The organism is Afipia sp. GW822-FHT03D08 (genome assembly GCF_058801645.1).
In genome coordinates, this window is the sequence record NZ_JBXANK010000001.1 from 2,784,732 (window position 1) to 2,802,817 (window position 18,086).

Below are 18,086 nucleotides of genomic sequence, written 5' to 3' on the forward strand. Positions count from 1 at the left end.
GTCTCTATTGAACGCCGAAATTGAAAATATTGTGTTGCCGCGGCCCCGTCGAGCCGGGATTTCGCGGATGTGCCCTGCGCAGGGGATTTGCGGGTGGATCAGCGCTTCTGCTGCACCCGCGCGACCGAGGCCAGCACCAGGCTGCGAGGCGCGAAACGGAGCATGAACGGGATCATCCGGACCCCGACGCCTGGAAGCACCAGCCGCTTGTTCGACATCAGCCCGCGATAGCCGGCCCGCGCCACCGCCGCGGCGGAAACGTTCAGGACCGCCGAATCCAGCCCCGGCTTGAAACCGGCCACACCCTGAAATTCGGTCGGCACGGTCCCCGGACACAATGCCGTGACCCGGACGCCCTTCGGACCCAGCTCGCCGCGCATCGCCTCGGTGAACGACAGCACATAGGCCTTGGTGGCGTAATAGACCGCCATTCGCGGGCCGGGCAGGAATGAGGCGATCGAGGCGACGTTGAGAATACCGCCGCGATGACGAACGAGGCTGTCAGCGAAACGCAGCGTCAGGTCGGTCAGAACGCGGACATTCAGATCGACCATTGCAAGCTGCTGCTCGCGGTCGAGATCGAGGGCTTCGCCGAACAAACCGTAACCGGCATTGTTGACGACGGTGTCGACCTCGACATCCATCGCCTTCAACTGCGACGCGATCTGCTCGCAGGCTCCCGTCACGCAAAGATCGCTGGTGATGAGGGCCGGCCGCGGATGTCCGGCGGCAGCGATCTCGTCCGCGAGAAGCTTGAGACGATCGTCGCGGCGCGCGACCAGTACGGTGTCATGGCCATTTGACGCAAAGATGCGCGCCAACTCTGCGCCGATGCCAGACGAGGCACCCGTGATCAACGTGACGCGTTTGGTCATGAATGCATTTCAGTTGTCTTGAGTTTCAACAAGGAAAGAGTGCGAAGAAAAATCGTGCGGAGAAAAAATTCTATGTCGCTTCGTCGGGCGTAAGCCGGCTGTCGGCGACACGATGCTTGAGATTAAGACGGTCACGCTGGGAAATGCCGAGCAGGTCGGCGGCGCGCCAGACAATATTGTCCTCGAATTCGGTAACGTGGCCATCGGCAAAGACAAGCTCCCACATCATCTCGATGATGCGAAGCCGGCCTTCCTCGTTGACCGAACGCATGATGATGCTGGTGAAGTGATAGAGGTCAACCGCCTCCCCTTCGACCAAAGTTGCATCGGCGATCAGCTTGTCGGCCGTTCCGGGATCGAGATCGAAGCGGTATTCGAGCAGCGCATGAAGCTTCCGCTTCTCGGTCTCCGATGGTTCGCCATCAAGGGAGATGACGTGGATCAGAAGCGCGGTCGCCGCCAGACGGTAGTCATTATCGGCGAAGGTGCGATTCTCATGGCCGGCGGGGGAAACGACGTCCGAAATGAAGTGGCGTAATTTGTCGAGCATCAATCTCTGCTATCGAAACGGGACCTGATCAAAGCATGATCCCGAAAAAGCCGGACCGGTTTTCAGATGAGATCATGCCCGAATGAAACTTTAAGGCACAAAATCGTCAGGTTCTATGGCCTGAAAATGAAACTCTGGCAATCTTGGCCGGGTTCCCGGGCGGCGCTCACCGCGAATTGCCCGCAAAAGATGGGGACTTGCGCGGAAACGGGCGGGTTACGACACAGAGCTGTCATGGAATCTCGTAAATCACCACTTTGTCGGCGATTCCGCGCAGTTCCACGCTCTTTTCCGCCGGGGTAAGTCCCGCCTTGCCGAGCAGCTCCATGACCGCGGCCGATTTTACCACCGGGCCGGTGGCGTTGATCGCCCGCTCGGTCGCCTGACCCTGCACCCGTGCCGCGATATTGACGGTCTGGCCGAAATAATCCTGGCGATCGTTCAGCATTACCGCCAGACACGCGCCTTCGTGGATGCCGATCTTGACCAGCAGATCCTTGGTCCCGCGCTGTTCGTTCAGCTCATCCATGGCCTTGCGCATGCGGATGCCGGCCGCGACCGCCTGCTCGGGGCGGACGAAGGTCGCCATCACCGCATCACCGATGGTTTTCACCACCGCACCTCCCTCAGACGCAATGATCTCGAGCAGCGCACGGAAATGCGCGCGCACCAGATCGAACGCCGCCAGATCGCCGACCCGCTCATAGAGCGCGGTCGAACCCTTGAGATCGGTGAACAGGAACGTCAGCGACGTGATCTTGAGACGCTGGTCGATGCTGAGATTGTCCGCCTTGTAGAGATCGCGGAAGGTCTGGTTCGCCAGGATTCGTTTCGCGGTAACGATCGGCTTGCGCTTGCCGAGCAGATCGTGAAGCGCTTCGCCTGCGACCCACACCGAAGGCAGTACGCGGTTCCTGGACTGGTTTTCCAGCGTCAGCCGCAACGGCCCCGGACGCATCTCCACGGTCCCGGTCGGCGCGTGCACACCGTCGAATGTCAGCGATGCATTCTGCTTGTCCTTTGTCGGTTCGCCCTTGACGTCGAGGAACAGCGCCGAATGGGTCACCGGCTCGAACACGATCACGAACTCCGCCGGCAACTGCAGCGACAGCACGGCCTTTTCGCCCGGCGCGAGTTCGACCGCTTCCAGCGTGGCCTCGTTCACAAGACGGCCGAACGAATCCTCGTTGATGTCGATCCCCGAACTCCAGAAAATCTGCCGCCAGTAATCCCAGCTCGGCAGCGTGTGCGGATCGTGCGCCGCGATCCGGCGCACCCGCGGGCTGACGGTGAATGCGACCTCGACCTGATCGTCGATCGACGCCTGATAGCCCGCGGCGCACAGACCGCAATGATAGTCCTCGGGCTGAAGCTGCTTAAGGGTGTCATGTGCGCCGAGCACACCGCTGCATCCGGGGCACAGCACGTTCCAGGTCAGATCGAAGATGCCGATCTGCGAGGCGTGGAGGAACCCCGAGATCACCTTTTCTTCGGCGAGGCCTGTTCTGGCGGCAAATTCGATCAGATTGATCCGGTTCAGCTCATGATCGGCGCCGGTCTCGACCAGCGTCTGGATCGCATCCGCCACCTTCGGATCGGCGGTCTGCTTCAGGGTCGCGTACAGAGAATTGAAGTCGGTCATGGCCGCAGTTTACGGCAGATCGGCCGGGTATCCAAGTAATGCCTGCGATGGACTGGCCGGGGACTTGCCCCGGCCGATCACGTTTTCGCGTCAGCTCCCGTAGAGATAGTTCGGCAGCCACAGGGTCAGGCCCGGCCACAGATACATCAGCACCATGCAGATGATGACGATCAGCATGTAGGGCATCATGCCGCCGAAGATCTGGTTGAGCGTCACATGCGATGGCGCGACGCCCTTCAGATAGAACGCCGACATCGCCACCGGCGGCGACAGGAACGCCGCCTGCAGGTTCACGAACACCAGCACGCCCCACAGGATCGGATCGATCCCGAAGTGCTTCAGCATCGGCAGGAAGATGGGCACGAAGATCACGATGATCTCGGTCCATTCCAGCGGCCAGCCGAGGATGAAGATGATGGCCTGCGACAGGATCATGAACTGAACCGGTGTCAGATTCAGCGACAGCACCCAGCTCTCGAGCAGCGCCTGACCGCCGAGGATCGCGAACACCGCCGAGAACAGCGCCGAGCCGACGAACAGCCAGCACACCATCGAGGTGGTTTTCGCGGTCAGGAACACCGCTTCCTTGGTGCGCTTCCAGTCGAGCGTGCGCGCCTGGAACGCGAGCAGGAACGCGCCCGCCGCACCCACCGCCGCGGATTCCGTCGCCGTGGTGATACCGAGCAGAATCACGGCGAGCACCACTGCGGTCAGAATGCCGAGCGGCATCACCGATGAGATCAGCAGCCGCAGAACCTCGAACTGCTCGGCCCCCATGGTCCAGTAGTAGTAGAGCAGGATCAGACCCATGATGCCGCAAGTGAACGCGAAGTACGTGTAGAACGCCTGCGGCGGTCCGGCTTCCGCGGGCGCGGCAGTGCCCTGGCCGCGCAGTTCGGCATTGCCCATTTCCTGAAGGGTTTCCGGCTCGCTCTTCCGCTCGTCCGAAGACGCGCCGCCGAGTTCCTGCAACTTTTCTTCCGCAGGCTCTGCGGTGGACGGCGCCGACGAACCAAGCTGCTGACTGATCGCCGCCGATGGCGCGGGCGCATCCGGCTGCTGATGAATCACGACGTACCACCATGCGGCCCACAGCGTCGCCGCCGTGAGCACCAGCGGCACCAGCACATAGCCGAGATTCCTGAGCAGCATGCTGTAGCTGACGCGCACGCCATCCGCCGTAATGGCCATCGCCCTTGCCGGGGACACGGCAGCGGTCAGCAGCGCCGGCAACATCTTGTGCGAGTAGGATTTTTGCAGCTCGCTGATCCAGGGCCGAACCGGAACGCGCGTTTCCGCCTCCGGCAGCTTCGGCGCGATTTTCGGATTCAGCAGCGCCCAGCCGATGATGTAGACGAGATACAGGAACGCCAGGAAGAAGCCGGGAAACATCGCCGCGGCATAGAGCTTGACCACCGACTGGCCCGCGACCGCGGCATAGACGATGATCATGACCGACGGCGGAATCAGAATGCCGAGCGTGCCGCCCGCCGTGATAACGCCGGACGCAAGCTTCACGTCGTAACCGGCCTTCAGCATCGGATTGAAGGCGATGACGCCCATCAGCACCACGACCGCACCGACCAGACCCGAGGCAATGCCCCAGAACGTGCAGACGATCAGCGTCGCCACCGCGAGCGAGGCAGGCACGCGGCGGAACGCGAGCTGGATCGAGTAGAACATCTTGTCCACCAGCGCGCCGCGCTCCATCACGTAACCCATGAGGACGAACAGCGGGATGGAGATCAGGACGTCGTTGGTCATCGCGCCGTAGGTGCGCTGGACCATCAGGTCGAAGATATGGTTGTCGGCCCAGGATTCGCCCGCCCGGTGATAGGCGAACAGGCCGAAGAACATGCCGAGGCCCATCAGGGTGAAGGCCGTGGGGAAACCCATGATGATGACGACCACGATCAGGCCGAGCATCAGGAGACCGAGTGCGGGATCGCTCATTTCGACAGGTCTCCGCCCATGCCGCGCTGACGCGCGCTTTCCTCAATGTCCTGCGCCTTCTCGATCGCGATTTTCCGCGACTCCTCGTCGACATATTCGCTGTTGGCGAGCTGCTCGCCTACGACGTCGATTTCCGACACGTCCTTGAGACGGCTCGGCCATTCGCCGGTCTTCAGACAGATGGCACAGCGCATGATTTCGGCGGCGCCCTGCAGCAGCAGCAACGCGCCCGCCAGCGGAATCATGAATTTGAACTGCCAGACCGGAGGCCCGTCGGCGGTGACGTTGGAGTGTTCGTTGATGCGCCAGGAGTCGGACGCGTAGTCCCAGCCCGCATAAACCAGCGCCGCGATGCCGGGCAGGAAGAACACGATATAAAGGACGATATCGAGCGATGCCTGCCGGCGCGGCTTCATCGAACTGTAGAGAAAATCGCCGCGCACGTGGCCGTTCTGCGCCAGCGTGTAGGCGCCGGCAATCATGAACAGCGTGCCATACAGCATGTTCGAAACGTCGAAGATCCACGCCGTCGGCATATTGAGAATGTAGCGCTTGAAAACTTCGGCACAGACAAGAAGCATAAGTCCGACAATCAGCCACGCCGCGGCCTTGCCGGTCCATGTACTGATGCCATCGATTGTATGCAGAACGCGTTGCGCACTCATGGGAGGCTGTCACCTGTAATGAAGAAGGTCAGTGCAACAGTGGAAACGATACGAAGCATCATCCGGGGTTGCCATTCCCGGATGATGCCGTACTCGTGCTGATGATGGGGTCAGGTCTTCTTCTTGGCGTTCGGCCCGAAGTAATGGTTGTAAGCCAAACGCCGGCTGACGACCGTGTCCTGCTCCCACTGGGTTGCGCGCTTGGCAAACGCCAGCTGGGATTCAACGATTTCCTTGAACAGCGGGTTTTCCGCCGACTTTTTCTCGGCGACCTGATCGAAGATTTCGAGCTGCTTTTGCAAAACCGAATCCGGTGTCTTGTAGAACTTCACCTTGTCCTTCGACTGCATCTCCTCGTAGTCCCTGGAGTAGCGGTCGATCGCCTTCCAGGCCATGTCCTGTCCGGCCGCTTCGGCGGCGTTGTCGAGGATCGCGCGGATCTTCGCAGGCAGCGCGTTGTACTTGTCCTTGTTGAACATGATCTCGAACTGCTCGGCGTTCTGGTGATAGCTCTGCAGCATGCAGACCTTGGAGACGTCCGGGAAGCCGAGCACGCGGTCCGACGAGGCGTTGTTGAATTCCGCGGCGTCGAGCAGGCCGCGATCCATCGCCGAGACGATTTCGCCGCCGGGCAGCGCGTTGACCGCGGCACCCATGCCGGTGAACACGTCAATCGAGATGCCGACGGTGCGGAACTTGACGCCCTTGAGGTCGTCGGCCTTGGTCACCGGCTTCTTGAACCAGCCGAGCGGCTGGGTCGGCATCGGTCCATACGGGAACGAGACGACGTTGGCGCCGATCGAATTGTAGAGCTTTTCGAGCAGCTGCTTGCCGCCGCCGTACTTGTGCCAGGCGAGCAGCATGTTGGCGTCCATCGCATAGCCCGGACCCGAACCCCACAGCGCCAAGGCGTTCTGCTTGCCGTAGTGATAGGCGAGCACGCCGTGGCCGCCGTCGAGCGTGCCCTTTGACACGGCTTCGAGCAACTGGAAGGCCGGAACGACTGCGCCCGCGGGCAGCACTTCAATCTTGAGATCGCCGCCGGTCATGTCGTTGACCTTCTTGGCGTAGTCCTGCGCGTATTCGTGGAAGATGTCCTTGGCCGGCCATGTGCTCTGGAAGCGCATGTTGGTCGGCCCGGTCTGCGCGAGAGCGGGCGTCGCAACGGTGGCGGCTGCGCCTGCGGCGGCAACCTTCAGGAAGTTGCGGCGGCTGGAGGTCTTCTCGCTGGAAGTCTTGTCCTTGTGTCGTTTCGTCATGGCGTTCTCCCCTGCTAAGCCCGTTCTTTTTGAACCGGCCTTTTTTGATTGATGGCAAGACAAAGGCTTGCGGGGAGATTTGGCAAGAATGATCGGATGAATGCGACTCTTCGACGCGGCGCTTGGTGATTCCATCTACGACTTTGGAATGAGGCCGCGTGTGGATTGTTAATGCCGCGCCCGGATTCATCGCGCCGCAACACACCCCTCACCGCACGCGAACGAGCCGACGTTTCAATCGCGCCGCACAATCCTGAACATCGGCGAGCGGTCCGGCTGCGTCGTCACCACGCCCACCGGCGTCACCGGATCGCGGTCGAGCAGTTCGACCTTGAAGGTGCCGATCAGTTTCGCCAACGCCAGGGTCGCCTCGGTCAACGCAAACTGCGCGCCAATGCAGACGCGCGGCCCGACGCCGAACGGCAGGTAAGCGAAGCGGTCCGGCGGCGGACTGCCGGGCAGGAAGCGCGACGGCCGGAAAGCATTCGGCTGGTCCCAGAGCTTTTCATGCCGGTGCAGCAGCCATGGCGAAATCAGTACGATGTCTTTGGCGGCGATGTCGGCGCCGGGCACTGTGTCGGGGCCGGAGGCCGCCCGCACGATCAGGAATGCCGGCGGATAAAGCCGCATGGTCTCGTCGAGCACGGCGCGGGTGAAGGTCAGCCGCGTCACATCCAGCGCGCCGGAGGCCAGCGCGGCTTTCGCCTCGTTCGCAAGTTCATCCTGCGTCGCCGGATCGAGCGCGAGCAGATAGAGCGACCAGAACAGCGCCGTCGCCGTGGTTTCATGACCGGCAAGGATCATGGTGGAGACCTGATCGCCGAGTTGTTCGTCGGTGAAGGCTTCGCCGGTTTCCGGATCGCGCGCCGCCACCATGAGGCCGAACAGATCGTGCGGCGCGTCGACGTCCGCGCCTGCACCTTTGGCGCGGCGCTCCGCGATCAGCTTCTGCATGAAGCGCGTCCACCGCCGCCGGAACAGCGCGCGGGAAATATCGCTCGGACTCGGCCAGCCCAGCGGCAGAAGCAGATCGAAGAAGCGCGGCTGCGCGAGGCGGTCACCGTAGTCGTTGACGAAGCCCCGCAGCGCCGGGCCGTGCCTGTCGATCTCAAACGAGAACATCGTGCGCCCGGCAATATCGAGCGCCAGCCGCTGCATGGCCTCGCGCAGATCGACCGGCACACCGGTCTGCGTCCGTAACACGTCGATGGCATCGTCGGTCGCCGCCAGCATGTGCGGAATGAGCATCGGAATGGCCCGCGGTGCGAAGGCCGGCGCCAGCGTGCGGCGCTGGTTTTTCCAGGCCTTGCCCTCGGCCAGCAAAAGGCCCTCGCCGAGGATCGGCCGCAGCACGCGGAAGGCGGCGGGCGTGCGGGTATAGTTTTCATAGTTCTCAACGAGCACATGCCGGATCGCGTCCGGCGTGTTGAGAATGAAACTGCTGCGCCCGAAAAACCGCCCTTGAACGATATCCTCTTCGTAGGCGCGCGGTCCCCAACTGGCGATGGCGTTTTGCCGGATCAGGGCGAGACGGCCGAGCGGCGACAGATCGTCCGGCGCGAGCGGAGGCCGCGGCGGGACCAGCGGCGGCCGCTGCATCGGTGCGTCAAGGACTTCGGCGATACTCATCCGTCACCTTCCGTTCGGCGGATCATCGGCCTGAACTGTGGCACGTTCCGGGCACAATCAATGGGCGTCATTATTCCCGCTCGTCCCCGCGAAGGCGGGGACCCAGGCTCCTGAAGGTCTGGATTCCCGCGTTCGCGGGAATGAGCGGAGAGAACGGGTATCAATTCAGACTCAATTTGCCGTTGCGCCCGACGCCTTGACCACCTCCGCCCACTTCGCGCGCTCGGTCGCGATGAACGCCGTGAACTGGTCCGGCGTCATTGGCGACGGCACCGCGCCGATGTCGGTGAGCCTGGTCACCGTATCCGGCATTTCAAGAATGCGCTTCACCTCCGCCGCCATCCTGTCGACCACCGGCCGCGGTGTTCCGGCAGGCGCGAACAGTCCGTGCCACGAGGTTGCATCGAAACCCTTCAGCGTATCGGCGATCGGCGGCACTTCCGGCGCGGTCGGGGAGCGCTGCAGACTGGTCACGCCCAGCGCGCGCACCGTACCGGCTTTCGCCTGCGGCCACGCCAGCGTGATGTTGTCGAAGGCGAGATCGATGTGGCCGCCGGTCAGGTTTTGCATGATCTCGTTGGATGAGCGATACGGCACATGGGTCATCCGGGTGCCGGTCGCGATCTTGAACAGTTCCGCCGCAAGATGGATCGAGGTGCCGACGCCGGACGAGCCGTAGTTCAGCTTGTCGGGATTGGCTTTCGCATAGGCAACGAACTCGGCGACGTTCGTCACCGGCAACGCGTTTTTCACAACCAGCATGTTCGGCAGCCGCGCGATCAGCGAGACCGGCTGGAAATCCTTCGCGGCATCGAACGTCAGATTCGAATAGAGCGTCGGATTGATCGCATGGGTCGAGACGGTGCCGAGCAGCAGCGTGTAGCCGTCGTTCGGCGCCTTCGCGACAGCCGCCGCGCCGATATTGCCGCCCGCGCCGCCGCGATTTTCAACCACGAAAGGCTGGCCGAATGTGATCTGCATATGGCTGGCGATGAGCCGCGCGAACAGATCGGCGGTGCCGCCGGCGGTGAACGGCACAATGATCGTGACGTTGCGCGACGGCCAGGCGTCCTGGGCGTGGCTAGGCGCGGCGGTCTGGAGCACAAGGCAAAACGCCGCGAACGCGGCGGCAGCAAAACGCATGGTGGTTCTCCCTGAGTGCGCGCTCATGACGCCGGATGACGGCTGCCTGACCGCGCTTGTTTTGTGCCGCCATTTCGGCACAGGCCGATGGCTAGCGCAATGCCGCCGGAACCCGCCGGAGCGCAGTCCGCGGGTTGGGCAATCCCGCGCGGCTTGCGCAGAGCTGTCATGAAAAGTGCTTTCCGGCTTTGCCGAGACTTGATATTTCACATGTGAAATATATAGGGGATGACATGACGACCGACCGTCGGCTGATTTTTCTGATGACCGTGGGTTATCGCAGACTGCAGCGAGGTATCGAACAGCACATGCTCGCGGAAGACGGCCTGACCTCGGCGCAATCCGGGGTGCTGTTCTTCCTCGGACGGAACGATGGCGCGCTGATCGGCGAGATCTCCGCTGCGCTCGATATCGTGCCGTCCGCCATCACAGGTCTTGCCGACCGGATGGAGCGAGCGGGACTGATCAAAAGGAAACGTGACGGCGCAGATGGCCGCGCACAGCGCGTTTATCTGACCGAGACGGGAGAGAAGATTCGCAAACGCGCGGTGGCACGCGCGCATGACATCAACAGCACGCTGACAGACGGTTTTACGGACAAGGAAATCGACGTGGTTTCGCGCTGGCTCGCGAGCCTGCAGACAAAATTCCCGAAGGACAGTTCCTAGATTCGATGTGAAAGGAAACGCAGACCATGACTGAATTCGTAAAGAGTGAACTTGAGGACGGCGTGCTGACGCTGACCCTGGCGCGTCCGGACAAAATGAATGCCATCACCAACGCGATGTATGCCGCTCTCGCGGACGCGCTGGAAACCGCCGAAAAGGATCGTGCAATCCGCGCGGTTGTGTTTCAGGGCGATGGCGATCACTTCACCGCCGGCAACGACATGGGCGATTTCGCCGCGCAATCGAAAGATCCCAGCATCGTCGCCCACTCACCCCGGTTCATCACAAACCTCGGCATCGCGACCAAGCCGCTGATCGCTGCGGTGCAGGGCAACGCAGTCGGAATCGGCACAACAATGCTGCTGCATTGCGACCTTGTTTATGTCGCGCCGACCGCCCGGCTGATCACGCCGTTCGTGAACATCGCGCTGGTTCCCGAAGCGGCCTCGACGCATCTCCTGCAGGGACGAATCGGTTATGCCCGCGCTTACGAGATGTTCGCTCTGGGCGAACCGATGAGCGGCGAAACCGCAGTCTCGCTCGGCCTTGTCAACGCAGTGGTTCCTGTCGAGGAACTGCGCAAGAAGGCACGCGAAGCCGCGCTCAAGTTGGCCAGGCAGCCGGCCGGATCGCTGTCGCACACCAAGGCGCTGATGCGCGATACCGCCTTGATCACCGCGCAGATCAATCGTGAAGGCGCCATTCTCAAGGAACGGCTCAAGGGCCCCGAAGCGCGCGAGGCGCTCACCGCATTCGCCGAGCGCAGAAAGCCCGACTTCAGCAAGATTGCAGGCTAAACCCGACGGGCTGATCACATCGTGGTCAGCCCGGATGTGTTGTCGCAACTGATGGCGCGGGCCGGCCGGTCCGCTATAATGTCCACCGGGAAAGCGTTTAGTAACGGCGCCGGTGGACAATGACACACGCGATAGTCGGAATGGACCTGATGCTGGCCAAGCAGTCGGCCGTCGATGCACAGGGCGCATTGCGCGACACACTGATCGGCGGTGTCGAATTTCGCCCATCCCGTCCGGTCCCGCATGACGACGGCTATATGTGCGAGGTCGCCCGGACAAACTGGGACATCATCAAGTCGCCGATCGTCCAGGTTCACTTCACCACGACGCTTCCCGGCCGCGTCCGTGCCTGGGGCCTGCATCGGCAAACAACCGACCGGCTGTTTGTTGTGTCGGGCCTGGTGAAGATCGTCGTCTTCGACGGCCGGAAGGATTCTCCGACATTCGGCAGGCTCAATGAATTCATGGTTAGTGAACGCAATCCCGGCCTTCTGACGATTGCACCCGATCTGCACCACGGCTGGAAGAACATCGGCGAGACCGAAGCTGTCATCATCAATATGCCGGACAGAATGTACAATCACGAAAGTCCCGATGCCCTCGACCTGCCATGGGATTCCGAGGACGCTGCCGAGACGGTGCCTTACCGTTGGTAAATCGTCCCGCGATTACCGTCGTCATCCCGACCTACAACTGGAGCGCGGCGCTTCGCTGCGCCATCCGTTCGGTACTGCTGCAAACCGAGCAGAATTTCGAAATCATGGTTGTCGGCGACGGCTGCACCGACGATTCGGCGGATGTCGTCGCCTCGTTCGGCGATAGCCGCATCCGCTGGCACAATCTCGACCGCAACTACGGCTCGCAATGGGCCGCGAACAATTACGCGATCGAGCGTGCGGCGTCCGACTGGATCGCGTATCTCGGGCACGACGACATCTGGTATCCGACACATCTCGAAGCGATCCTGCGCGCGGCCCGGGAGCATGACGCCGAAGTCGTCACCAGCGTGATGGCGCTTTACGGTCCGCCGGAGTCGGGCGTCCGCGGAATCGCCGGCCTGTTCGCGTCCGGCAGCTACTCGGCCGGCGATTTCGTGCCGCCGTCCGCATTCGCCCACAAGCGGTCGATCTACGGCGATGGCATCAAATGGCAGGATCCCGCCTCGGTGACAGTGCCGATGGATGCGCTGTTCATGAACCAGGCGGCGATGGCCGCGAAGCGCTTCGCCTCCACCCGCGAACTGACATCGTTCAAGTTCAACGCCGCATGGCGGCGGGACTCCTACAAGATCAAGTCAACCGATGAGCAGCAGCGCCTGCTGGAACGCATCCAGTCGCAGCCCGATTTCCGGTCCCGGGAATTCATCGACATCATGGATGCCGTGGTCAAAGGCAAATTCCTGAAGATTGAAATGCCGACACAGAGCGTCGAGCCCGGCTCGGCGGTGCGCCTCAATCGCAGAAACAAGGGATCCGACAGCCGGTTCGCTGCATCAGAGATGCAGCGCATCGAGCGAAAGGTCGCATTCAATCTCGATCGCCAGAACATGCCGTTCGAGTGGCACGGCATCGAGAAGCATCTTCGTTACAAAACCTTTCGCTGGAGCGGCCCGAGCCGCCGCTCCACCATCGACCTGCCGGTGCGTTTCGAGACCGACCTGCTGATCCGTATCGTTGTCGTCAAGTCTCTGGTGCCGCCCGAGACCATTCGCGTTCTGCTGCGGGACAAGCCGCTGCAAAGCCAGATCAGGAAAAAACTGTCTGGCGGTTTTGTCATCGAGGCCGTCGCACGCGTTACGGATCTTCCGCCGTCCGATCGCGATTTCGGGATCACCCTTGAGGTCGATGCGACGCGCCGTCCCTGCGATCTCGGCATGGGCGAAGACGACCGGTGGTTAGGGGTCGGTGTTGCGCGCGTTGAACTGGAGCCGCTGACGAAAGTTTAAGCCGTCATCGAAATATCCGACACACCTGTTCAGTCGTGCTAGACTGACCCAAACAACCAGACACAGGCAGAACATGAAAAAACCACTCACGCTCCCCGAAGAAGAGCCGCGGAAGATACAGCGCGCAGACATTGCACCCGCCGAAGGCTTTACGCTCGTGGTCGATGGCCACTTCAAGACGCAGTATAATGATGAGGCGGCTGCCAAGAAGGCCGCGGCCGAACTGCTAGGCCGGTACAAAATGCTGCAGATCGAGATTTATGACGCGGCAAAAAGAGAGCGGACGAAATTCTCGTAAGCGAACTGCCATTTCGCGCGAAGACGCACGGAACCTTTGAGGCGCCCAACGATTCTCCCGCAGGAGATATGGGCCCAAGATTAAGCCGCAAGGCAGTTCAAATCGAAAACTGGGCGACCGATACTCTCTTACGCGCCAACCTGATCGCGGCATGTCCCGACCACGGCTATATGAGGTTGCGGTTCAATCACGCGGCGCTCGACTATGCGCACGCGCTTGCCGAGCATTCGCCATTTCCTGGAATCAGTGCGGGGCGGGCTCGGGAAGCAATCGACGAGGTGCTGGACGGCCTCTCAGACGATTGTCCGGACTGCGATTGATTTGAGAATCGAGCGGCCTTGTCTTGACGCCGGCATCAGCCAATGAGCCAGACGCCCTTGTGAATGTCGAAGCGCACGAGGCCCTCGTCACGCATCTTCAGCAGCAGCGACTGGCAATCTTCCTGATTCTTGATGTTGACGCGCTTCATCACGTCGAAAATCTTCAGCGGTTTCTCGCGAAGGGCGGCCAGAATCTTCTCTCTGTCAGTCATTGTTGTTCCCTTGCGCCGTTATGGCGGTCAGCCGAATTCGTTTGCGGGATAGCGCCGGACCCCTCCTGTGAGAGACGGGCGCCGGGCAGGCGAACGCCCACGCGAGCGAGTCCAATGTGCTGCAAGATGCTGGAAAGAGTGGTGCCGCCTATAGGATTCGAACCTACGACCCCCTCATTACGAATGAGGTGCTCTACCAGCTGAGCTAAGGCGGCAAAACGCGAAATCGGTATCCGCACCTGATACTGGCCAGCGCCCCGCTTTGCAACATGGCGGGGCGTTTTTGTCAGGCTGGATCAGGTCCGTGACGAAAATGCCATCGACTTCCTAATCAACTGACAAGACGGGACAAAAATCCCTTCCAGCCGCCTCGCTGCGCCGGTTCCGGCTGTACCGGATCGTCGAATTCCTCGTCCCTGGCCTCGTCGGCGACGCCAGGATCGTCCGGAGCGCGCACAATCGGGATGACGGCCGGGATCCGCGGCGAATCCGGCTTCTCGATCTCGCGCCGGGGGCGAAACACCGGCGGCGGCACATTGGCGATCACCGGCGCGGCAGGCGGCGGAGCGGCCTGCTCCACGGGCGCAGGAGCCGAAGGCACAGGCGCGGGCTCGTTATCCTGCAATGGGACAGCCGGGGGCGGCAGCTTGACCGCCGGACCGGCTTCCAGCGGCAATGCAGGCTCATCGGCAACCTCAGCCTCAAGCACCGGCGCTTTCTCCGAAGGAAGAGCTGCGACCGGAGTGAGCCACTGGAATGCGTCGAGACGTCCGGTGACGGGCGACACCGGACGCCAGTGCTCGGATACATAGCCATCGGCGGTCCATGCCGGATCGAGCGCGGCGCGCACCGCGCGCTGCATCCAGACACGCGCGCTGCCGCCGTCGCCATGCTCGGCCCGCTCCAGCTCGGCCATGAGAATGGCGACCCGCTGGGTCGGCGCCTCGATGAAAGGCGCGAGCGCTTCCCGCGCACGGGCGAAATCGCTGGAGTCGATGGCGGCACGCGCGACCGCAAGCGCGCCTTCAATGTTGCCGGGCGATCTGGCTGCGAGTTTCTCAACACGCGCCAGGCGCTGCACTGCGGAGTCGCCGAGCCGCACATGCGCGTAAGCATCCGCAAGATCGGGATGCGGCTGCGCGGTCCATGCCGTCTCGATCACCTGCATGGCGCGGCGGGTCTGATTGTTCTCGCTGAGAAACTTTGCCGCGAGCGTCGCGGCGGGCACCAGTGTCGGTGCGAGCTTCACCGCTTCAGTGATGCTGGCGCGCGCACGGTCGCGATCGGAAGTTTCAAGATCGAGCGCCCGCGCGGTCAAAAGAACGCCGCGCTGCCGCTTGTAGGGCGCAGGATCGATCAGCCCCGCCGCCAGATTGTTTTCGAGAATCTTCAGCGCGCCGTCCCAGTCGCCTTTGCTGCAACGGAAGCCGAGCACGGCGTGCGACGCCCATGCCGAGGCCGGCGCGGTCTTCAGGGCTTCTTCGGCCAGCGCCACGGCGGCGTAAGCATCGTCACGGCGCTGCGCCTCGACGAACAATCCGCGCAAGCCGAGCAGCCGTGTGTCCTTGCGTTCCGCCATGGCGTGAAACGCGCGCTGCGCGCCTTCGCGATCGCCATCGAGCTGTGCCGACTGCGCATGCAGCAGCATCGCCAGCGGATCCTGATGCGCCAGACGCCTGGCGACATCGGCATGGCGGCGCGCCGCGAAATGATCGCCGGTGCCGATTGCGATCAGGCCCTGGGTGATGGCGTTGCGTCCCTTGGCGTGACGCCGCTCGCGGCGGAGCCGCCGCAAGCGCTCGGGCGCATTCAGGAAGCTGCGGATGATCGCCCAGACCAGCATCGCGGCGAACACGATAAGCACCAGCGCCAGCACAAGCACGGGCAATGACGTGTCGATGCGCCAGGCATTCCACGACAGCGTGACGTCGCCGGTCTGATCGGCAATCACGGCAGCGCCGAGAGCGACCACACCGACCAGAAACAGAAAGAGAATGATGCGGATCATGAAACTGCCTATTTCGAGATCGAGGCCAATGTTTCCATCGTGAACTGCTCAAATGCCGCCCGGGCCTTGTCGCGGCCTTCGACCTTTGCGATCCATGGCCGCGCCGGGACGCGATCCGACGGCGGCAACTGCAGCAATTCCCGCTTCGCCTCGTTGAGATCGCCGCGCTGCGCGGCGGCCGTTGCCCGGGCGACGATGCCTGTCGGGCCGCTGGCCAGCGCGTCGGTGCGCTGAATGCGCACCAGCTTTGCAAAACTCTGCTGAAGACGCTCCACGATACCGGACGGCGCGGGCTGCGGTTCGGGCTTCGGCGCGAGTTGCGGCAACAGCGCAAGCAGTTCCTTGCTCAGCGCATCGTCCGTGGGGAGACCCGCCGTCGCGAAGCCATCAAGCGCCCTCAGCGCATCGGCATCACCGGCAACGGCACGCGCGGCAGCAAGCTCGGTGGCATAGGGCAAGCCACGGGTCACGGCTTTATCGAGGTGGATCAGCGCATCGAGCTTGCGCACCTTCGGATCTTCGGCAGGCGGTGCCGCAGCCGCCGCACTCAGCGCCGCAGTCGCGCGTTCGATCCTGGCAATGCGCTCTTCGATGGCCGCGGTGTCGACGGCGGGTGCTTTCGCTTCGCCGCCCATGACGCCTTGCGGCGCTGCGGACCTGAGCTCGCTGATCGCGGCGGCCGTCTTCTCGTTCTGTCCGCGCACGGCGGCGAGATCGCTGCGCAACGATGCCAGCGATTTCTCCACTGCGTCGATACGCGCGATGATCGCAGGATCGGCAACCGGACGCGGCGCACGTTTTGCCGCATCCGATTCAACCTTCGCGATCCGTGTGCCCAGAGCGGTGATGTCGGCCGTGTTCGCTGCGATCCCGTCCGTAAGCGGCGCGGTTGAAACGGGTGCGGGTTGCGGAGGCCAGCCCGCGAACGTGGCGGCACCGATCGCAAGCAGCGCGGCCACCGCACCCGCCACAGCGGACAGAAACACCGACGACGCCCGTGATGGATTCGAGGATGCCGCAGCAGCAGATTCAGCAGACGGATGCGACGGCTGTTCGGAGTGATCCGGCTTTGGCGCGCCGGCATCTGCGTCCGGCGTTTCCGGCGCAGATGGACTTTCCGATACCTCGGAAGCGGTCAGTTCGATGGTCGGCGGGGGCCGTTTGGCGGCATCGCTACCGGGCGAAGTGCCGGCCTTGTCCTGCTTGTCGTCGTCCATCGGAACTCACTCCTGTCACGCTCGCGCAGACTCTAGCAGATTCTGCGAACGCCGCTGCGTCCAGAAGCACTCTGGAAGGTTACCTGCCGGTTACCCGAAAGCTAGTTGGACGATGCTTTGAGCGTCCTGTCCAGCACATCGAAGATGGCATTCTCATCCGGCGTGCGCGCCACCGCCACCTGCATTGCGCCGGCTTCGCGAAGCAGGCTCGCCACCGTCTCGGAGATGCAGCATTGTGGCAACGCGAGGGCAGAAATCTCGACACCGTCCGCCCGCGCCGCATCGAGATAGGCGCGCGCACTGCGCCGTGAATAATGCAGCACCGCATCAATCCCGCCCGCGCGGAATGCGTCGCCGATATTCGCAGCAAACCCGGTCACAGGGATCATCCGGTAGGTCGTATGCGTCACCACCGTGAAACCCCGCCCCCCGAGATCGGCGGCGAGATCGTGCGCGAGGTCGGCGCCGGCGAGATAGCAAAGTGTGGCGCCTGGTTTGAGCGTCTTGATAACGAGATCGACAAGCGATTGCGCATTGCCCTGCGCACTCGCGACATCGCGAAAGCCCGCCTCCCGTGCGGCATCCGCAGTGTGTCCGCCGACCGCGAAGGCCGGCAATCCGAACAGATGCATCCGGGAGGGATGATCCAGTATGGCACGGAGCGCATTGGCGCTGGTCACGATCACCGCGTCATAGGCCGCGTCGTCTTCGTCATGAAACGGAATTTCCTCGAACCGCAGCATCGGCGACAACAGTGCGTCATATCCCCGCGCCCGCAGGGCGGCCGCCGTCCTCTCGTTATCCGGGACCGGTCGTGTCACAAGAATGGCCATTCAAGATGCTCCGCGCGGGCAGATGCTGTGCTGAATCACGATAGCCCGCCTGACGATTCCACGTTATGAACC

Annotated in this window: 17 protein-coding genes and 1 tRNA gene; 5 read left to right on the forward strand and 13 right to left on the reverse strand. The window is 62.5% G+C overall.

Features of this window, described 5'->3' with window-relative positions; translation table 11 throughout:
• Nucleotides 1-98 precede the first annotated feature (98 nt).
• The 8 genes from AC1RM7_RS13760 to AC1RM7_RS13795 form a co-directional block, all read right to left on the reverse strand.
• Entirely contained in the window at nucleotides 99-875 is a 777-nt protein-coding gene (locus AC1RM7_RS13760) for an SDR family NAD(P)-dependent oxidoreductase (protein WP_006023409.1), read from the reverse strand.
• A gap of 70 nt (nucleotides 876-945) precedes the next feature.
• Nucleotides 946-1,425: a tellurite resistance TerB family protein gene (locus tag AC1RM7_RS13765; RefSeq protein ID WP_006023408.1), complete on the reverse strand. Its 480-nt coding sequence runs from the start codon at nucleotides 1,423-1,425 to the stop codon at nucleotides 946-948.
• Between the two features lie 232 nt (nucleotides 1,426-1,657).
• A complete protein-coding gene (locus tag AC1RM7_RS13770) occupies nucleotides 1,658-3,067 on the reverse strand; it encodes an adenylate/guanylate cyclase domain-containing protein (protein ID WP_006023407.1) in 1,410 nt (469 codons plus the stop codon).
• Between the two features lie 90 nt (nucleotides 3,068-3,157).
• Nucleotides 3,158-5,020: a TRAP transporter large permease gene (locus tag AC1RM7_RS13775; RefSeq protein WP_024921110.1), complete on the reverse strand. Its 1,863-nt coding sequence runs from the start codon at nucleotides 5,018-5,020 to the stop codon at nucleotides 3,158-3,160.
• The gene (locus AC1RM7_RS13780; protein ID WP_024921109.1) at nucleotides 5,017-5,685 is read right to left on the reverse strand and encodes a TRAP transporter small permease subunit; all 669 of its coding nucleotides are present in this window, start codon (nucleotides 5,683-5,685) and stop codon (nucleotides 5,017-5,019) included. Before AC1RM7_RS13780 ends, AC1RM7_RS13775 begins: the two co-directional genes overlap by 4 nt.
• Nucleotides 5,686-5,795: 110 nt before the next feature.
• On the reverse strand, nucleotides 5,796-6,944 hold the full coding sequence (locus AC1RM7_RS13785; RefSeq protein ID WP_024921108.1) for a TRAP transporter substrate-binding protein: 1,149 nt from the start codon (nucleotides 6,942-6,944) through the stop codon (nucleotides 5,796-5,798).
• Between the two features lie 234 nt (nucleotides 6,945-7,178).
• Nucleotides 7,179-8,573 (reverse strand): cytochrome P450, encoded by a 1,395-nt coding sequence (locus tag AC1RM7_RS13790; RefSeq protein ID WP_024921107.1) that lies wholly within the window; start codon nucleotides 8,571-8,573, stop codon nucleotides 7,179-7,181.
• Nucleotides 8,574-8,744: 171 nt separating this feature from the next.
• A complete protein-coding gene (locus tag AC1RM7_RS13795) occupies nucleotides 8,745-9,716 on the reverse strand; it encodes a Bug family tripartite tricarboxylate transporter substrate binding protein (RefSeq protein WP_024921106.1) in 972 nt (323 codons plus the stop codon).
• A gap of 233 nt (nucleotides 9,717-9,949) precedes the next feature.
• On the opposite strand from AC1RM7_RS13795, the gene AC1RM7_RS13800 reads away from it, so the two are divergent.
• The 5 genes from AC1RM7_RS13800 to AC1RM7_RS13820 all read left to right on the forward strand — a co-directional run bounded on the left by AC1RM7_RS13800 (nucleotide 9,950) and on the right by AC1RM7_RS13820 (nucleotide 13,424).
• On the forward strand, nucleotides 9,950-10,384 hold the full coding sequence (locus AC1RM7_RS13800) for a MarR family winged helix-turn-helix transcriptional regulator (protein ID WP_024921105.1): 435 nt from the start codon (nucleotides 9,950-9,952) through the stop codon (nucleotides 10,382-10,384).
• A gap of 26 nt (nucleotides 10,385-10,410) precedes the next feature.
• Complete coding sequence (locus tag AC1RM7_RS13805; protein ID WP_024921104.1) at nucleotides 10,411-11,181, forward strand: enoyl-CoA hydratase; 771 nt, start codon at nucleotides 10,411-10,413, stop codon at nucleotides 11,179-11,181.
• 119 nt (nucleotides 11,182-11,300) lie between these two features.
• Nucleotides 11,301-11,837 (forward strand): dTDP-4-dehydrorhamnose 3,5-epimerase family protein, encoded by a 537-nt coding sequence (locus tag AC1RM7_RS13810; protein WP_081758699.1) that lies wholly within the window; start codon nucleotides 11,301-11,303, stop codon nucleotides 11,835-11,837.
• Nucleotides 11,831-13,126 carry a glycosyltransferase family 2 protein gene (locus AC1RM7_RS13815; RefSeq protein ID WP_024921102.1) on the forward strand — a complete coding sequence of 432 codons (1,296 nt, stop codon included), beginning with the start codon at nucleotides 11,831-11,833 and terminating at the stop codon, nucleotides 13,124-13,126. Before AC1RM7_RS13810 ends, AC1RM7_RS13815 begins: the two co-directional genes overlap by 7 nt.
• 73 nt (nucleotides 13,127-13,199) lie before the next feature.
• Nucleotides 13,200-13,424: a hypothetical protein gene (locus AC1RM7_RS13820; protein WP_006023397.1), complete on the forward strand. Its 225-nt coding sequence runs from the start codon at nucleotides 13,200-13,202 to the stop codon at nucleotides 13,422-13,424.
• 355 nt (nucleotides 13,425-13,779) lie between these two features.
• Here AC1RM7_RS13820 and AC1RM7_RS13825 read toward each other — a convergent pair whose 3' ends face one another.
• The 5 genes from AC1RM7_RS13825 to AC1RM7_RS13845 form a co-directional block, all read right to left on the reverse strand.
• Nucleotides 13,780-13,956, reverse strand: a complete 177-nt coding sequence (locus tag AC1RM7_RS13825) for a hypothetical protein (protein ID WP_006023395.1) — start codon at nucleotides 13,954-13,956, stop codon at nucleotides 13,780-13,782.
• 139 nt (nucleotides 13,957-14,095) lie between these two features.
• A tRNA-Thr gene (locus AC1RM7_RS13830) sits at nucleotides 14,096-14,171 on the reverse strand.
• Between the two features lie 116 nt (nucleotides 14,172-14,287).
• Nucleotides 14,288-15,964 carry a heme biosynthesis protein HemY gene (locus AC1RM7_RS13835; protein ID WP_024921101.1) on the reverse strand — a complete coding sequence of 559 codons (1,677 nt, stop codon included), beginning with the start codon at nucleotides 15,962-15,964 and terminating at the stop codon, nucleotides 14,288-14,290.
• 8 nt (nucleotides 15,965-15,972) lie between these two features.
• Complete coding sequence (locus tag AC1RM7_RS13840; RefSeq protein ID WP_492837600.1) at nucleotides 15,973-17,181, reverse strand: COG4223 family protein; 1,209 nt, start codon at nucleotides 17,179-17,181, stop codon at nucleotides 15,973-15,975.
• 101 nt (nucleotides 17,182-17,282) lie between these two features.
• Nucleotides 17,283-18,014 (reverse strand): uroporphyrinogen-III synthase, encoded by a 732-nt coding sequence (locus AC1RM7_RS13845; RefSeq protein WP_024921099.1) that lies wholly within the window; start codon nucleotides 18,012-18,014, stop codon nucleotides 17,283-17,285.
• Between the last annotated feature and the right edge of the window lie 72 nt (nucleotides 18,015-18,086).

What these genes read in the sequence shown, in the direction of transcription:
- AC1RM7_RS13825 (WP_006023395.1), bottom strand. Translation starts at nt 13,956, where the DNA reads ATGACTGACAGAGAGAAGATTCTGGCCGCCCTTCGCGAGAAACCGCTG.
- AC1RM7_RS13840 (WP_492837600.1), bottom strand. Translation starts at nt 17,181, where the DNA reads ATGGACGACGACAAGCAGGACAAGGCCGGCACTTCGCCCGGTAGCGAT.
- AC1RM7_RS13810 (WP_081758699.1), top strand. Translation starts at nt 11,301, where the DNA reads ATGACACACGCGATAGTCGGAATGGACCTGATGCTGGCCAAGCAGTCG.
- AC1RM7_RS13805 (WP_024921104.1), top strand. Translation starts at nt 10,411, where the DNA reads ATGACTGAATTCGTAAAGAGTGAACTTGAGGACGGCGTGCTGACGCTG.
- AC1RM7_RS13820 (WP_006023397.1), top strand. Translation starts at nt 13,200, where the DNA reads ATGAAAAAACCACTCACGCTCCCCGAAGAAGAGCCGCGGAAGATACAG.
- AC1RM7_RS13785 (WP_024921108.1), bottom strand. Translation starts at nt 6,944, where the DNA reads ATGACGAAACGACACAAGGACAAGACTTCCAGCGAGAAGACCTCCAGC.
- AC1RM7_RS13800 (WP_024921105.1), top strand. Translation starts at nt 9,950, where the DNA reads ATGACGACCGACCGTCGGCTGATTTTTCTGATGACCGTGGGTTATCGC.
- AC1RM7_RS13845 (WP_024921099.1), bottom strand. Translation starts at nt 18,014, where the DNA reads ATGGCCATTCTTGTGACACGACCGGTCCCGGATAACGAGAGGACGGCG.
- AC1RM7_RS13765 (WP_006023408.1), bottom strand. Translation starts at nt 1,425, where the DNA reads ATGCTCGACAAATTACGCCACTTCATTTCGGACGTCGTTTCCCCCGCC.
- AC1RM7_RS13770 (WP_006023407.1), bottom strand. Translation starts at nt 3,067, where the DNA reads ATGACCGACTTCAATTCTCTGTACGCGACCCTGAAGCAGACCGCCGAT.
- AC1RM7_RS13795 (WP_024921106.1), bottom strand. Translation starts at nt 9,716, where the DNA reads ATGCGTTTTGCTGCCGCCGCGTTCGCGGCGTTTTGCCTTGTGCTCCAG.
- AC1RM7_RS13760 (WP_006023409.1), bottom strand. Translation starts at nt 875, where the DNA reads ATGACCAAACGCGTCACGTTGATCACGGGTGCCTCGTCTGGCATCGGC.
- AC1RM7_RS13780 (WP_024921109.1), bottom strand. Translation starts at nt 5,685, where the DNA reads ATGAGTGCGCAACGCGTTCTGCATACAATCGATGGCATCAGTACATGG.
- AC1RM7_RS13790 (WP_024921107.1), bottom strand. Translation starts at nt 8,573, where the DNA reads ATGAGTATCGCCGAAGTCCTTGACGCACCGATGCAGCGGCCGCCGCTG.
- AC1RM7_RS13775 (WP_024921110.1), bottom strand. Translation starts at nt 5,020, where the DNA reads ATGAGCGATCCCGCACTCGGTCTCCTGATGCTCGGCCTGATCGTGGTC.
- AC1RM7_RS13835 (WP_024921101.1), bottom strand. Translation starts at nt 15,964, where the DNA reads ATGATCCGCATCATTCTCTTTCTGTTTCTGGTCGGTGTGGTCGCTCTC.